Origin of the sequence: Vibrio jasicida 090810c, assembly GCF_002887615.1 — a bacterium.
GTDB classification, from domain to species: Bacteria; Pseudomonadota; Gammaproteobacteria; order Enterobacterales; family Vibrionaceae; genus Vibrio; species Vibrio jasicida.
The window spans coordinates 3,649,822-3,664,994 of record NZ_CP025792.1; the positions used below are offsets into that span (position 1 = coordinate 3,649,822).

The 15,173-nt window shown below is 45.4% G+C and carries 11 protein-coding genes and 4 tRNA genes; 11 read left to right on the top strand and 4 right to left on the bottom strand.

The genetic code is table 11. From position 1 onward, the window contains the following. Window positions 1-309 precede the first annotated feature (309 nt). The 10 genes from uvrY (at window position 310) to nspC (ending at window position 10,499) form a co-directional block, all read left to right on the top strand. Entirely contained in the window at window positions 310-954 is a 645-nt protein-coding gene (gene uvrY, locus C1S73_RS17345) for a UvrY/SirA/GacA family response regulator transcription factor (RefSeq protein ID WP_005434947.1), read from the top strand. Next, complete coding sequence (uvrC, locus tag C1S73_RS17350) at window positions 926-2,788, top strand: excinuclease ABC subunit UvrC (protein ID WP_080869603.1); 1,863 nt, start codon at window positions 926-928, stop codon at window positions 2,786-2,788. Before uvrY ends, uvrC begins: the two co-directional genes overlap by 29 nt. Before the next feature lie 46 nt (window positions 2,789-2,834). Beyond that, window positions 2,835-3,392 carry a CDP-diacylglycerol--glycerol-3-phosphate 3-phosphatidyltransferase gene (gene pgsA, locus C1S73_RS17355; protein ID WP_005530466.1) on the top strand — a complete coding sequence of 186 codons (558 nt, stop codon included), beginning with the start codon at window positions 2,835-2,837 and terminating at the stop codon, window positions 3,390-3,392. 398 nt (window positions 3,393-3,790) lie between these two features. Next, window positions 3,791-3,864 (top strand) — tRNA-Cys (locus tag C1S73_RS17360). A 21-nt stretch (window positions 3,865-3,885) separates the two neighbouring features. Continuing rightward, window positions 3,886-3,961 (top strand) — tRNA-Gly (locus C1S73_RS17365). Window positions 3,962-4,041: 80 nt separating this feature from the next. Further along, a tRNA-Leu gene (locus C1S73_RS17370) sits at window positions 4,042-4,128 on the top strand. Between the two features lie 11 nt (window positions 4,129-4,139). Further along, window positions 4,140-4,215 (top strand) — tRNA-Gly (locus C1S73_RS17375). 750 nt (window positions 4,216-4,965) lie between these two features. Further along, complete coding sequence (locus C1S73_RS17380; RefSeq protein WP_038871847.1) at window positions 4,966-7,857, top strand: pyridoxal phosphate-dependent class III aminotransferase; 2,892 nt, start codon at window positions 4,966-4,968, stop codon at window positions 7,855-7,857. 18 nt (window positions 7,858-7,875) lie between these two features. Next, complete coding sequence (locus C1S73_RS17385) at window positions 7,876-9,129, top strand: carboxynorspermidine synthase (protein WP_038871845.1); 1,254 nt, start codon at window positions 7,876-7,878, stop codon at window positions 9,127-9,129. Window positions 9,130-9,365: 236 nt separating this feature from the next. Further along, window positions 9,366-10,499: a carboxynorspermidine decarboxylase gene (gene nspC / locus C1S73_RS17390; protein WP_038871843.1), complete on the top strand. Its 1,134-nt coding sequence runs from the start codon at window positions 9,366-9,368 to the stop codon at window positions 10,497-10,499. A gap of 81 nt (window positions 10,500-10,580) precedes the next feature. On the opposite strand, the gene C1S73_RS17395 is transcribed toward nspC, so the two are convergent. Then, the gene (locus C1S73_RS17395) at window positions 10,581-11,093 is read right to left on the bottom strand and encodes a glycine cleavage system transcriptional repressor (protein ID WP_038871841.1); all 513 of its coding nucleotides are present in this window, start codon (window positions 11,091-11,093) and stop codon (window positions 10,581-10,583) included. A 240-nt stretch (window positions 11,094-11,333) separates the two neighbouring features. Beyond that, window positions 11,334-12,236 carry a DUF3943 domain-containing protein gene (locus tag C1S73_RS17400; protein WP_038871838.1) on the bottom strand — a complete coding sequence of 301 codons (903 nt, stop codon included), beginning with the start codon at window positions 12,234-12,236 and terminating at the stop codon, window positions 11,334-11,336. Between the two features lie 199 nt (window positions 12,237-12,435). Here C1S73_RS17400 and C1S73_RS17405 point away from each other — a divergent pair, with 199 nt between their 5' ends. Next, complete coding sequence (locus C1S73_RS17405; protein ID WP_038871835.1) at window positions 12,436-13,668, top strand: CinA family nicotinamide mononucleotide deamidase-related protein; 1,233 nt, start codon at window positions 12,436-12,438, stop codon at window positions 13,666-13,668. A gap of 80 nt (window positions 13,669-13,748) precedes the next feature. Here C1S73_RS17405 and yfaE read toward each other — a convergent pair whose 3' ends face one another. Together yfaE and nrdB are read right to left on the bottom strand one after the other, a co-directional pair. Further along, window positions 13,749-14,027, bottom strand: coding sequence for a class I ribonucleotide reductase maintenance protein YfaE (gene yfaE / locus C1S73_RS17410; protein ID WP_038871832.1), 279 nt, complete (start codon window positions 14,025-14,027; stop codon window positions 13,749-13,751). Next, entirely contained in the window at window positions 14,027-15,160 is a 1,134-nt protein-coding gene (gene nrdB, locus C1S73_RS17415) for a class Ia ribonucleoside-diphosphate reductase subunit beta (protein ID WP_038871828.1), read from the bottom strand. Before nrdB ends, yfaE begins: the two co-directional genes overlap by 1 nt. Window positions 15,161-15,173 lie beyond the last annotated feature (13 nt).

Genomic DNA, 15,173 nt, shown 5'->3' on the forward strand with positions numbered 1-15,173 from the left:
ACGTTTGCTCGCTTATGGAATAACCATTTAGGGTTGATATTGCGCACTGCTAAACAATATGAAACCTAGTTGCTTGATTTATGGGAATTTCTGTTGTTAATTAGCTTGTCTTAAATTTCGGCTTTGCAGGTCTTTCACTCAAATAATAGAGTGGTTTATGAATAAGTTCTTGCCAAATTTTGCGTTTGAGCACATATTCATAGAAAGCAATTTTTTGCCTAATGCGTTATTATATAGGCACTCATACTGATATCCACATTTAACCAAGTTATGTGGGTGCAGAGCCAATAAAAGTGTGGAGATACAAGTTTGATAAATGTTTTCCTTGTAGATGATCACGAGCTGGTTCGCACAGGGATACGACGTATTATTGAAGACGTCCGTGGAATGAACGTAGCAGGAGAAGCTGACAGCGGTGAAGAAGCAGTAAAATGGTGTCGCAGTAATCATGCCGACGTTGTTTTAATGGATATGAACATGCCAGGAATTGGCGGCTTGGAAGCCACGAAAAAAATTCTTCGCGTGAATCCTGATGTAAAAATCATCGTACTAACCGTTCATACGGAGAATCCGTTCCCTACTAAGGTGATGCAGGCAGGGGCTTCTGGTTATTTGACCAAAGGCGCAGGCCCTGATGAAATGGTTAATGCAATTCGTGTTGTTAATAGTGGGCAGCGTTATATCTCCCCAGAGATCGCGCAACAAATGGCGTTGAGTCAATTCTCACCAGCCTCTGAAAACCCATTTAAAGACCTTTCAGAACGCGAATTACAGATCATGATGATGATCACCAAAGGTCAGAAAGTTACGGATATTTCTGAACAATTGAATTTAAGTCCAAAAACAGTCAACAGCTACCGCTACCGTCTGTTTAGCAAACTGGACATTAACGGTGACGTTGAGTTAACACACTTAGCGATTCGCCATGGAATGCTGGACACCGAGACCCTTTAGTGTGAATCCTCCCTTCGATTCGGCTTCCTTTCTCAAGACAGTAACTCATCAGCCCGGCGTTTACAGAATGTACAACGCCGAGGCTGTTGTTATTTACGTAGGCAAAGCCAAAGATCTTCAAAAGCGTCTTTCCAGTTACTTTCGTAAAAAAGTAGACAGTGAAAAGACCCGCGCCCTCGTTAGCAATATCGCCAAGATTGATGTCACAGTAACTCATACAGAGACGGAAGCGCTCATTCTTGAGCATAACTACATCAAGCAGTATTTACCCAAGTACAATGTCCTACTACGTGACGATAAATCCTATCCTTACATTTTTATTAGTGGACATAAACATCCTCGATTATCTATGCATCGTGGTGCTAAAAAACGTAAAGGTGAGTACTTTGGTCCATATCCTGATTCTGGTGCAGTGCGCGAGACGTTGCATTTATTGCAAAAAATCTTACCCGTTCGACAGTGTGAAGATACGGTTTACTCTAACCGAACTCGACCGTGCTTGATGTATCAAATTGGTCGCTGTGCAGGACCTTGTGTCAGCACCATTATTTCCGACGAAGAATATGCTGAACTGGTGGGTTTGGTCCGGTTGTTCTTGCAAGGCAAAGATAAGCAAGTGCTAGAGCAACTCATCGAAAAGATGGAGTTGGCCAGTCAGCAGCTCCGCTTTGAAGACGCGGCTAAGTTCCGAGACCAAATTCAAGCCATTCGCCGTGTTCAGGAACAGCAATATGTTTCTGAAGACAGCATGGACGATATGGATGTACTCGGTTTTGCACAAGAGAACGGCATCGCTTGTATCCATATCTTGATGATCCGTCAGGGTAAGGTGTTAGGCAGTCGCAGTCACTTCCCTAAGATCCCGCACAATACCAGCCAACAAGAAGTCTTCGATAGCTTTCTTACTCAGTACTATTTGAGTCATAACGAGGCGCGTACCATCCCTTCTCGCATTATTTTGAACCAAGAGCTAGGTCAGGATGTGTTGTCTATACAGCAAGCGTTAAGTGACGTAGCAGGGCGTAAGGTGCAATTTCATACTTCACCGACAGGCTCTCGTGCTCGTTACCTCAAACTGTCCAACACCAACGCATTGACGGCGATTACGACTAAGATTAACCATAAGATGACCATTAACCAACGCTTCAAAGCGCTGCGTGAGGTGTTGGGAATGGAGTCGATAAGTCGTATGGAATGTTTCGATATCTCGCACACGATGGGCGAAAGTACGATTGCGTCGTGTGTTGTATTTAATGGTGAAGGCCCGGTAAAACAAGAATATCGCCGTTACAACATCACGGGCATTACAGGTGGTGATGACTATGCTGCGATGGGGCAGGCGTTAGAGCGTCGTTATTCAAAGCAGTTGGACGTAGAAAAGATCCCAGACATCATCTTTATCGATGGTGGTAAAGGTCAGCTAAATAGAGCTCATGAGATCATTTCGCAATATTGGGGAGACTGGCCAAAGCGTCCAACGATGATCGGTATCGCAAAAGGGGTAACCCGTAAGCCGGGGCTTGAAACCTTAATTACCGTAGATGGTGAGGAGTTTAACTTGCCAAGTGATGCGCCAGCACTGCACCTCATTCAACATATTCGCGATGAAAGCCATAATCATGCTATTGCAGGTCATAGAGCTAAACGCGGAAAAACCAGACGTACCAGTGCGTTAGAAGGGATTGAAGGCGTTGGTCCCAAACGTCGTCAAGCTTTGCTGAAATACATGGGCGGTTTACAAGAACTCAAGCGGGCAAGTGTCGAAGAAATCGCCAAAGTGCCAGGAATTAGTCACTCTTTGGCAGAAATTATTTTCCAAGCATTGAAACAATAAGGAAAATCCCGCAACATTAACACGCAATGTGTAAGAGAATAATAAAATGCGTTTGAATATCCCGAACATTCTGTCTCTACTTAGACTGTTCCTAATCCCAGTTTTCGTGGTTGTTTTCTATCTACCTTACTCTTGGGCTCCTTTTGCTGCGGCAATGGTTTTCTGGGTTGCGGGTTTTACCGATTGGTTAGATGGCATGTTAGCCCGTAAGTTAGGCCAAACCTCTCGATTCGGTGCTTTCATTGACCCAGTAGCAGACAAGGTACTGGTGGCGACAGCGCTGATTTTGATTACTGAGCATTACCACTCGATTTGGGTAACGATTCCAGCCGTCACAATGATTGCTCGTGAAATCATCATCTCTGCATTGCGTGAATGGATGGCAGAAATCGGTAAACGTGCGAGTGTTGCGGTTTCTTGGGTCGGCAAAGTCAAAACCGTATCTCAGATGTTCGCCCTTTGGGTTTTGATCTGGCGTTACGACGACTGGATGGTATGGCTTGGCTTTGGAGCGCTTTACGTTGCCACGTTCTTAACATACTGGTCTATGGTTCAATACTTAGCTGCGGCGAAAGATGATTTACTTAATGAAGAACATCACTAAGTGATCGAAACAGATGAATTTAGAAAGCAGGCTATTAGCCTGCTTTTTTATTGCTTTAGAGAAAGCAGCCTTAATAGTAACTGTGATCTAAGTCTGGTTTTTACTCGCTGGGCCGTGGTCGGATACTCAAGTACGAATTTCTCTACTGTTGGGGGTTAGCGGAATACATGATAAAGGGAGGGAAAGTAGCCCAAAATTCATGATAAACAAGTGTATTTGGGAGATTCTCAGTATTAAAACTAATCAATTTACCGTCTTTCGCACAAAATCTGGTCAAACGATTTAAAAAAATAAAAATAGTGTTGACTCGATCGCTCGAATCCGTAGAATGCATCCCGTACCCAAGAGAGCATTGCTCGAAAGGGTGGTGAAAGAAGTTAACCTTCCTTCACAAATGAGGCGCCTTGGCAGAGTGGCTATGCAGCGGATTGCAAATCCGTGGACCTCGGTTCGACTCCGGGAGGCGCCTCCATTATTCTCTTTGAGAATGAATGCGACACTAGCTCAGTTGGTAGAGCGCAACCTTGCCAAGGTTGAGGTCACGAGTTCGAACCTCGTGTGTCGCTCCAAATAAAAATGATATGGCGTTAAGCGGTATCAGATGATGGTGTTTTACTTTTCTGTAAAGGCATCACAAAGAAATTTGTGTGCCCTGGTGGTGGAATTGGTAGACACAAGGGATTTAAAATCCCTCGACGTTCGCGTTGTGCCGGTTCAAGTCCGGCCCGGGGCACCATCTCAAAATCTGCGACACTAGCTCAGTTGGTAGAGCGCAACCTTGCCAAGGTTGAGGTCACGAGTTCGAACCTCGTGTGTCGCTCCAGATTCGAAAGCCCAGCATTTATGCTGGGCTTTTTCGTATCTGTCATTCCGCATGGCTGTTTTCATCAAGGATTCATTTTTGGTGGGCTTTGAATATGCCTCTCACGTTTTTTCTTTTCAGATCTTCTGAGCCGTTTCTTCCGTTCCTCGAATCGCTGTTATCGATAGTCTGTTTCCTCTAAAGCACGAACCTTTGCGGTGCAAAACTGCAGCGATACGGTTTGATATGATTAAAAATGAATGGAGTAAACGTTTGCTGTTGTTTGTGATCTCAATCAATATGCAACCTGTGAAAACATATTGCCAGAAGATTTTATTTTGTGATAAATTCGCGCGCAATCTCGGAGCGTAACTTTTACGACATTTGATTCTCTGGGGGATACGCGTAGTGACCATTCAAGCTGATTGTGACACTACGTAGGGTAGGTATCGGCAAAGCCATTTGTCGATAGACGGGATACTAATGCTGTAAACGCAGCATGTTTATGGGAAACCCAACATTGAAACCTTTTAACAACCACACACTAATCAGCTTCATACTGCCGAAATGTCCTGTTTTACAAAACGGATGCATTACGGAACCTTGATTACTTCCCAATATTTATAAAAGTCGCGCTTGTCGTGACGGGTTATCTGTATTTGTCATTTAAGTAATGACGAATGCGGAGGTGTATCTGTATCTCCTGTTATTTAATACTAACGATAATAAATACAGGAAAGAGAATCATTATAATTCAAGGGATTATGTAGTATGAGCACTGCCTTTGAAGTCGATAATACTATCGCAAACTTTTTTTCTTCCCAGGTTCCTGTAGTTGAAGGAACGTATGATTTAACGCCAGATCAAATTCTTATTGATCAGGCGGAGCATGAATCTGAGGTTCGATCTTATCCACGTCGTCTGCCAATCGCGATAAAACAAGCCTATGGTTGTTTGGTTGAAGACACTCGTGGTCAAATCTTCTTAGACTGTCTTGCGGGGGCGGGCACTTTGGCTCTGGGTTATAACCACCCAGAAATCAACCAAGCGCTAAAAGAACAATTGGATTCTGGTTTGCCGTACCAGACTCTGGATATCGCAACATCTGCGAAAACGCATTTCATTAAGTCTGTTAAAGGCTTCCTACCTCAAGAGTTGAGCGACAACTGTGTGATTCAGTTTTGTGGCCCTTCTGGTGCAGATGCTGTTGAAGCCGCGATCAAACTGGCGAAGCAAACCACAGGTCGTAATACCATGTTTGCTTTTCGCGGTGCCTACCACGGCATGACGAACGGCACTATGGGCATGATGGGTAACTTGGGCACTAAGGCTCGTCGTACCGGTTTGATGTCAGACGTACACTTTATGCCCTTCCCATACAGCTTACGTTGTCCGTTTGGTCTAGGCGGTGACGAGGGTGCGAAAGCGAGTATTCGTTACATCGAGCGTCTACTGAACGACGACGAAGCAGGCATCATGAAACCTGCTGCAATCATTGCAGAACCGGTACAAGGTGAGGGCGGTGTTATTCCTGCTCCTGCGTTCTGGCTACGTGAACTACGCCGTATTTGTGATGATCATGGTATCTTGTTGATCTTCGATGAAATTCAATGTGGTGTTGGCAAGTCGGGCTACAACTTCGCGTTTGAAGAAGCGGGTATTGTTCCTGATATTTTATGTTTGTCTAAAGCGATCGGTGGTGGCTTGCCAATGTCACTATTGGTGATCAACAAACAACACGATACATGGAAGCCAGGTGAGCACACTGGTACTTTCCGTGGCAACCAGTTAGCAATGGTGTCAGGTGCGAAAGCACTAGAAATCATCCAGCGCGACAACCTTGTAGAGCATGCAAACGTTGCAGGCCAGTACCTACGCTTTGGTCTTGAGAGCATTCAAAAACGCGTAAACTGTATTGCAGATGTACGCGGCAAAGGTTTGATGCTTGGCGTTGAGATTAAACATCCAAGTGGCGAGCTAAACAAATTTGGCGAGCCTTTGTCGGATGGCCAACTTACTCTAGATATTCAACGCGCGGCACTTGAACGTGGCTTGATGGTAGAAAAGGGCGGCCGTGACGGCTCTGTGATTCGTTTCCTTCCACCACTTATCATCTCTTTCGAGCAAATCGACTTTGCCCTCCGAGTATTGGAAGACGCCATTATCGCGGCGGGTGGTAGCCACGTTGAAACAGACCCACAAGAAGAGTGGAAGAAGCACTTCATTCAAACCGGTGAGCTTGGTGGTACTGAGTTTGCGTCTGTGATGAATCACATGACTGCAGCAATGAAGTCAGTGTTTGAGCAGGTGAATTCACCATACTCGGGAATGGAGCCAAAATTGCTGGAAGCGGCGATTAACGCGGTCGACCTAGACAACAAAAACGCATCGCTAAAATCAGTGATTGATGAATCAGCAGAGCTTGTTGCGAAGAATGCGATTTTCACTCAGCACCCTGATTGTATTGCTCACTTGCATACGCCTCCTCTCATGCCTGCGGTAGCGGCAGAAGCCATGATTGCAGCGTTGAACCAATCAATGGATTCATGGGATCAAGCATCGTCTGCGACTTACGTTGAGCAGAAGGTCATTAACTGGCTTTGTGACAAGTACGAGCTTGGTGAGAAGGCGGATGGCATTTTCACTAGCGGTGGCACACAAAGCAACCAAATGGGCCTAATGCTGGCGCGTGACTGGATTGCTGACAAGCTTAGTAACCACTCAATCCAAAAGCTCGGTCTTCCTGATTACGCAGACAAACTGCGCATTGTGTGTTCTAAGAAATCACACTTCACGGTTCAAAAGTCAGCATCTTGGATGGGACTGGGTGAGAAAGCCGTGATGACCGTCGATGCGAACGCTGACGGCACAATGGACATTACTCAGTTAGATCATGTTCTAACGCAGGCAAAAGCAGAAGGTTTGATTCCATTCGCTATTGTTGGCACAGCGGGTACGACTGATCACGGTGCAATTGACGACCTAGATTTCATTGCTGATATGGCAGCGAAACACGAAATGTGGATGCACGTAGATGGTGCTTACGGTGGCGCATTGATTCTTAGCAGCCACAAATCACGCCTGAAAGGTGTAGAGCGTGCACACTCGATCAGTGTCGACTTCCACAAACTGTTCTACCAAACAATCAGCTGTGGCGCGTTGCTGGTGAACGACAAGTCGAACTTTAAGTTCCTGCTTCATCATGCTGACTACCTAAACCGTGAACATGATGAGCTACCAAACTTGGTCGACAAATCTATCGCAACGACGAAGCGTTTTGATGCATTGAAAGTCTTTATGACGATGCAAAACGTGGGTCCTAAGGCGCTTGGCGATATGTACGATCACTTATTGGTACAAACGCAGCAAGTCGCTGACATGATTCGCAACCACGAGCAGTTCGAACTTCTCGCTGAACCAGCACTTTCTACAGTTCTATTCCGTGCAACCAATGTACGCACAAACAACGCATCTGCAGATTTAGATGAACTGAACAAAGCATTGCGTCTTGAAGCGCTGACTCGCGGTATTGCAGTTCTTGGTGAAACCATCGTTGATGGTAAGACCGCTCTTAAATTTACGATTTTGAATCCTTGTTTGACGACAGCGGACTTTGAATCTTTGCTCTTGAAAATCAACACGCTAGCAGTTGAGCTAGTTTAATAAAGGTAACGGAAAACTATGGCAGTTCTACAGATTGGTGCAGGCGGCGTTGGCTGGGTTGTTGCACATAAAGCAGCACAAAACAACGACGTTCTGGGTGATATCACAATCGCATCACGTACTATCGGTAAGTGTGAGAAGATCATCGAATCGATTCAGAAGAAAAACAACCTGAAAGATTCAGCTAAGAAACTAGACGCGCGTGCAGTGAATGCTGACGACGTAGATTCTCTGGTTGCTCTTATTGAAGAAGTAAAACCGGATCTAGTGATTAACGCGGGTCCTCCGTGGGTTAACATGCCAATCATGGAAGCGTGTTACCGAGCAAAAGTTTCATACTTAGATACATCAGTAGCGGTTGACCTATGTTCTGAAGGTCAACAAGTACCAGAAGCTTACGATTGGCAGTGGGGCTACCGTGAAAAGTTCGAAGAAGCGGGCATCACGGGTATCCTAGGTGCGGGTTTCGATCCAGGCGTAGTATCAGTATTTGCAGCGTATGCAGTGAAGCATCTGTTTGATGAAATTGACACTATCGACGTAATGGACGTTAACGCAGGCGACCACGGTAGGAAGTTTGCGACGAACTTTGACCCAGAAACGAACATGCTTGAGATCCAAGGCGATTCGTTCTACTGGGAAAACGGCGAGTGGAAACAAGTACCTTGTCACTCTCGTATGCTAGAGTTCGATTTCCCGAACTGTGGTTCACACAAAGTGTACTCAATGGCACACGATGAAGTTCGCTCAATGAAAGAGTTCATCCCTGCGAAACGCATTGAATTCTGGATGGGTTTCGGTGACCGTTACCTAAACTACTTCAATGTAATGCGTGATATCGGCCTATTGAGCCCAGATCCGCTAACGCTACACGATGGTACAGTCGTTCAACCTCTTCACGTACTAAAAGCGATGTTGCCTGATCCAACGTCTTTAGCACCGGGCTACACTGGCCTAACGTGTATCGGTACTTGGGTTCAAGGTAAGAAAGACGGTAAAGAGCGTAGCGTGTTTATCTACAACAACGCAGACCACGAAGTGGCTTACGAAGATGTAGAGCATCAAGCGATCTCTTACACAACGGGTGTGCCAGCTATTACAGCTGCGTTGCAATTCTTCCGCGGCGAATGGGCAGATAAAGGTGTGTTCAACATGGAACAGCTGAATCCAGACCCGTTCCTAGAAACGATGCCAACTATCGGTTTAGATTGGCATGTTCAGGAATTAGAAGCAGGGCAAGGTTTGCCGCTGATTCACGAACTGAACAAATAAGTTTAACGTCAAACTTATTTAGATAACTCGAGCAGTCATGGCGTGAAGCCGTGGCTGCTTTTGTCGTATTTAAGGTTAACCCCTCCCAGCCTCCCCTTGAAAAGGGGAGGAGCAAAGACAGGCCGATAGTTGCTTCAATCTCTCCACTTTTTTGGCAAGAGTAGAGGTGGCTTGGTTTAATCCTCCCCCTTTCTAAGGGGGAGTTAGAGGGGGTAATCGTTGATAAATGGTTAGTTATGAGCAAAGAACAACTGAAAACCCCGTACTTCATGATCAATGAAGACAAGTTGGTTGAGAACTTAGAGAAAGCAAAACAGCTGAAAGATATCTCTGGTGTGAAACTGGTGTTGGCACTGAAGTGCTTCTCAACATGGGGTGTGTTCGACATCATCAAGCCTTACTTAGACGGGACAACCAGCTCTGGCCCGTTTGAAGTAAAGCTTGGCTATGAAACTTTCGGCGGAGAGACACACGCATACAGCGTGGGTTACAGCGAAGATGATGTCCGTGAAGTAGCCGATATCTGTGACAAGATGATCTTCAACTCTCAGTCACAGTTGGCGGCATACCGTCATATTGTTGAAGGCAAAGCGTCGATTGGTTTGCGCTTAAACCCCGGTGTGAGCTACGCGGGTCAAGATTTGGCGAACCCAGCACGCCAATACTCTCGTTTGGGCGTACGAGCAGACCATATCAAGCCGGAAATCTTCGATGGTATTGATGGCGTGATGTTCCACATGAACTGTGAGAACAAAGACGTCGATGCGTTTATTGGCTTGTTGGATGCCATCTCTGAACAGTTTGGTGAGCATTTAGATAAGCTTGATTGGGTAAGCATGGGCGGCGGCGTGTTCTTCACATGGCCGGGCTATGACATTGAGAAGCTAGGCTTAGCACTAAAAGCTTTCTCCGAGAAGCACGGTGTACAAATGTATTTAGAGCCGGGCGAAGCCATCATTACCAAGACCACGGACCTTGTGGTTACCGTAATGGACGTCGTAGAAAACGTGAAGAAGACGGCGATTGTGGATTCTGCAACGGAAGCGCACCGCTTAGACACGCTTATTTACAATGAACCCGCGTCAATTCTGGAAGCCTCTGAAAACGGCGAGCATGAATACGTGATTGGTTCTTGCTCTTGCTTAGCGGGTGACCAGTTCTGCGTGGCGAACTTTGAGCAACCGCTTGAGATCGGCCAACGTCTACATATTCTAGATAGCGCGGGCTACACCATGGTGAAGCTGAACTGGTTTAACGGTTTACGTATGCCATCTGTGTACTGCGAGCGTTCAAGCGGCGAGATTCAAAAACTGAACGAGTTTGATTACTCAGATTTCAAACGCTCTCTGTCTCAATGGACAGTGAAGTAACCACCAAATTGTCCAAGACAAAACGAAAAAGAGCAGCATAACGCTGCTCTTTTTATTGGATGAAAGAATAGGAACAGCGCGTTAACCTTCCACAATAACACGCGTATCTTCGCTTAGTGCTTCTAGCTCATTCGCTACGTCATCAATGCCTAACTCACTTGGCAACTTAATCGCCATTTTTGCACTGAAAAGACTTGAGCTAACACCGCCGCCGCCAGCAATAAACACACGTTGGCAGTCCATATCGAGAATAGAGATGCCTTGTCCGTCTAGGACATGAGTGATTTCATTGACGATACCAGCTCGATCGTTCGCATCCAGACGTAATTGAAAAACCGTATCTTCTGAGTGAGCATGCGGCTCTGAATCCACAAATTTTACGACCAATGTTTGGCACGCTGAAAACGCTTCTTTAACAATGTCTGCGTTTTCTTCAGGAAGCTCAACCTTGATAACACCGGCGACCTGATCTTCAATAAAGTTCACTTTACTGATTAACCATTTGCCGTCGTTTTCGTGTGTAACAGCTGCAAGCTGTTTAATGGTCGCTGGTGATGCCTGACCGACAAAATTAACGATAAACACTGTGTTCATAATGTCCCCTCCCGGAATAAGGTTTGGGTGCGGCACGGTAGACGTATCGCTATAGTTATGTGGGCTTAAGGTTCAAGAACTTAAGTTATTAGAATTTTTCCTTAAATTCAGTGTAGATGTTGGGGGAGGGTTAGGTTTGACAAAGGTCAATTTTCCACACTAATTCGTGATGTAAATAATGAAAACTATGCTTGGGGCACAAAAAAAGCAGCTCGTGAGCTGCTTCTTAAATGTTTGGTTTTAGAAGGTTACCTTCATTTCAAAACCGTAGAAGACGTTGTCGTAGCTTGCGCCTGCGTCCATCGCGAATTTCGCGGCATCTTGGTTGCCGAACCAAGGCGATGAGCTGAATTGGAACTCTGCGCTACCACCCCAAGCGTCGGATACCCAATAGTGGATATGACCAACCGGGTTTAGGAAGAACAGAGACACATCACCCATTGTTTCTGAACCCATCACCTCGCCACCACCTGCAATAATGTCTTGCTCGGCTGTTAGCATCATCTCACCAACCACGGCACCAAAAAATGGAGTAATAAACAAGTCTTGCCATGATGGGATTTCTGCAAATGCTTCTACGCCGTATTCCCAGAAGAACGTCGACATGGTCGCAGAATATAAAAACGATTCAAACTCGTTGTAGCCTGCGTGACGTGCAGCCGTATAGTAAACACCGCCAAAGTATGGGTGCATAACGTAGTTTAGGAAGTGTTCATCACGATCCCAAACTGGACCGCTTGAAACGTTGTCTTTCCATTTACTACCAAGCTTACTCATGTCACGATCTTCATCGTCCCATTTCGTAATGCTTTCAGGTAATAGTGTCATCAAACCGACGGTTGCAACACTCAAGCCAAGAATGGTGTATGTCTGCCCCATTAAATAGTCCCAATCTTTATCTTTAGGGATGATGAGGTGTTTTGGTTGAAGACCAGCGTCAAGGTTTAAAGAGTCATCATTATCCAGACCCATAGCGAAACTACGATTTTGTGGCTCGAAGCTATACAGAGTGGTTGTTTCGCAGTAACCTGACAAGCAATCAGGCGTGTAAGAAAACTCAATATGATTAGTCATATCGTACTGGCTTGCGTTTGCTGAAGCAGATGCTGTCAGAACAAGACCACTTAGCGTTTTCTTGAACATGGATGATTTTGACACAGAGGTCTCCGAGTTGTTGGTTTGATGATCGGGCTCACAATTATCCCTTAAAAGAACAGCCATTTAAATACTTGACCTACATTTAATCTCAACAATTTGACTAAGAGATTAGTCTAATAAAAAGAAAACGATATAGGCACAATGTCGAAAAAAAGTGAATTTTGCCTATTTCCAGGAGTCAGTTGTGAAAATTGCGATGCTTAGTACCGGAGAAGAAGTGCTTCACGGTGATATTGTTGATACGAATGCAGCTTGGTTGTCGAGCTTGTTTTATCAACATGGATTTGGCTTAACCAAGCGCTCGACGGTCGGAGATAAACAGTCGAGCCTTATTGAAGAATTTCTCATGCTTAGCTTTAACAACGATGTTGTTATTGTTAATGGAGGTTTGGGCCCAACTACAGATGATATGAGCGCCGCGGCAGCGGCAAAAGCCGCCGAATGTAAGTTAGTACTGTTCAAAGATTGGTTAGAGAATCTGGAGTCGATGTACGCTCGTCGTGGTATCCCAATGCCAGACAGCAACCTCAAGCAAGCGATGTTGCCAGAGACGGCAGAAATCGTAGATAACCCAATCGGCACCGCTTGTGGTTTTAAGATGCTGATCAATGATGCGGTTTTCTATTTTACCCCTGGTGTACCAAGTGAATTTAAGTTGATGGCAGAGGCGCAGATTCTGCCTGATTTAAAAAAACAGTTTCCTGAAATCGAAAGCTCGTCATGCAGTCGAATTTATACCTTTGGTCTCTCTGAATCTGGTATTTCTGACAAGCTCGATCAAATGAAATTGCCGCAAGGTTATGAGCTTGGCTACCGCTCTTATTTGCCTTTTATCGAAGTGAAACTGTTTGGGCCATCTAATCAACTAGAGCAGCGTATGAAGCTCATGCAGCTCATTCACAAGCACCTTGAGAGCAACACGGTGAGCGTTGACACACCAATGGTTGAGCACGTCGGCCACTTGCTGGTGGAGAAAGGGTTAACCTTATCGGTTTCTGAGAAGAGCAGTGCCGGGTATTTAACTTATTGGCTCAATGGCGATGAGAACGTCGAAAAACAATTTGGACATGGATGGGTGCTCTCAGCGCAGAGCCAAACCATTACTGATGAAGGTGATCCGTTAGCGGCAACGTTTGCGCTGGCGGGGGCGACGCGTGAGAAGTGTGGTACTGATTTAGCGTTAGTCACAGGTAAGCTTGATGAGGGCGTTTTCTCTGTCGCACTTTCTACTTCAACGGGAGAGTGGGGCGCGTTGTATAAGTTATCGAGAAAATACCAACGTGACGACCAAGTGAAAGTCATCAGCGCGGCGGCACTAGATATGCTACGTCGTTATTTGGAACGCAAGCCAATGTCTGCACAATACGCTTTCTTAGAGAAAGTCAAAGAAATGCACATTCCAAGTAGTGCGCTTTAGGCTAATGGCAGACTGCCCAATTTACATAGCAAAAAGCCAAGACGATTGTCTTGGCTTTTTTGTATTTGTTAGAGCTAAGCTTATGCGCGTTTTTCTTTCATCGCATAGTTTACGCCACTAAGCGAAACACTGGATTTCGCTTTGCAAATACAAGGCAGAATCTCATCTGGCTGAGTGTAAGCCATTGCAAAACCTACATACTCTACCTCACCAGATTCTAACTTGCAGCGACAAGCACCACAGTGGCCGTCTCGGCAGTTATATTCTGGTAACAGTCCAGCTTGCTCCATCGTCTCCAAAATAGTATTGGATGGGTTAGACTCAATGCTGACGAGTTTGTTGATTTTGATGGTTGGCATTACAGCTCAAATCCTTCGAAGTCGTCTGCGCTTACTTCGTTGTCAATTTGACCAACAAGGTAAGAAGAAATCTCTGCTTCTTGTGGCGCTACTTGAACGTTATCCGATGACAACCAAGCGTTGATCCATGGGATAGGGTTCGTTGTTGCTTCTGGGTATGCCATTGGTAGACCTACCGCTTGCATACGGATGTTGGTGATGTACTCAACGTATTGGCTCAGGATATCTTTGTTCAGACCGATCATTGAACCGTCTTTAAATAGGTACTCTGCCCATTCTTTTTCTTGCTCAGCCGCTTCTTTGAAAAGATCAAAACAGTCTTGTTTTGCTTCTTCAGCGATTTGCATGAATGTGAAGTCATCTTGGCCGTTGCGTAGCAAGTTGATCATGTGTTGCGTGCCGTTCAGGTGAAGGGCTTCATCACGTGCGATCAGCTTGATGATTTTCGCGTTACCTTCCATCAACTCGCGCTCTGCGAAAGCGAATGAACAAGCAAAACTTACGTAGAAGCGGATGGCTTCTAGTGCGTTTACTGACATCAAGCACACGTACAATTTCTTCTTCAAGTCGTACAGGCTAACTTTAACCGTTTCGCCATTTAGAACGTGCTCGCCTTCACCATAGCGGTGGTAGTCATTTGTCGCTTGGATCAAATCATCATAGTAGTGTGCGATGTCTTTCGCGCGCTTTAGGATATGCTCATTTTCAACGATGTCATCGAATACAACACTTGGGTCATTCACGATGTTACGGATGATGTGTGTGTATGAACGAGAGTGGATCGTTTCAGAGAAAGACCAAGTCTCAATCCATGTTTCTAGCTCTGGCAAAGAAACAAGCGGAAGTAGTGCTACGTTCGGGCTACGACCTTGGATTGAATCTAGAAGCGTTTGGTACTTCAAGTTTGAGATGAAGATGTGCTTCTCGTGATCTGGTAGCTTGTTGTAATCGATGCGATCGCTTGACACGTCAACTTCTTCTGGACGCCAGAAGAACGACAATTGTTTTTCGATTAGCTTTTCGAAAATTTCGAATTTTTGTTGGTCGTAACGAGCAACGTTCACGGATTGACCAAGGAACATTGGTTCCTTTAGCTGGTCATTTTTGTTCTGGTTAAAAGTACTGTAAGCCATAATGCCTCAATTC

Bases quoted from the DNA above. Each gene is read 5' to 3' on its own strand.
- uvrC (WP_080869603.1), top strand. From the start codon at position 926: ATGGAATGCTGGACACCGAGACCCTTTAGTGTGAATCCTCCCTTCGAT.
- pgsA (WP_005530466.1), top strand. From the start codon at position 2,835: ATGCGTTTGAATATCCCGAACATTCTGTCTCTACTTAGACTGTTCCTA.
- C1S73_RS17380 (WP_038871847.1), top strand. From the start codon at position 4,966: ATGAGCACTGCCTTTGAAGTCGATAATACTATCGCAAACTTTTTTTCT.
- C1S73_RS17385 (WP_038871845.1), top strand. From the start codon at position 7,876: ATGGCAGTTCTACAGATTGGTGCAGGCGGCGTTGGCTGGGTTGTTGCA.
- nspC (WP_038871843.1), top strand. From the start codon at position 9,366: ATGAGCAAAGAACAACTGAAAACCCCGTACTTCATGATCAATGAAGAC.
- C1S73_RS17395 (WP_038871841.1), bottom strand. From the start codon at position 11,093: ATGAACACAGTGTTTATCGTTAATTTTGTCGGTCAGGCATCACCAGCG.
- C1S73_RS17400 (WP_038871838.1), bottom strand. From the start codon at position 12,236: ATGTTCAAGAAAACGCTAAGTGGTCTTGTTCTGACAGCATCTGCTTCA.
- yfaE (WP_038871832.1), bottom strand. From the start codon at position 14,027: ATGCCAACCATCAAAATCAACAAACTCGTCAGCATTGAGTCTAACCCA.
- nrdB (WP_038871828.1), bottom strand. From the start codon at position 15,160: ATGGCTTACAGTACTTTTAACCAGAACAAAAATGACCAGCTAAAGGAA.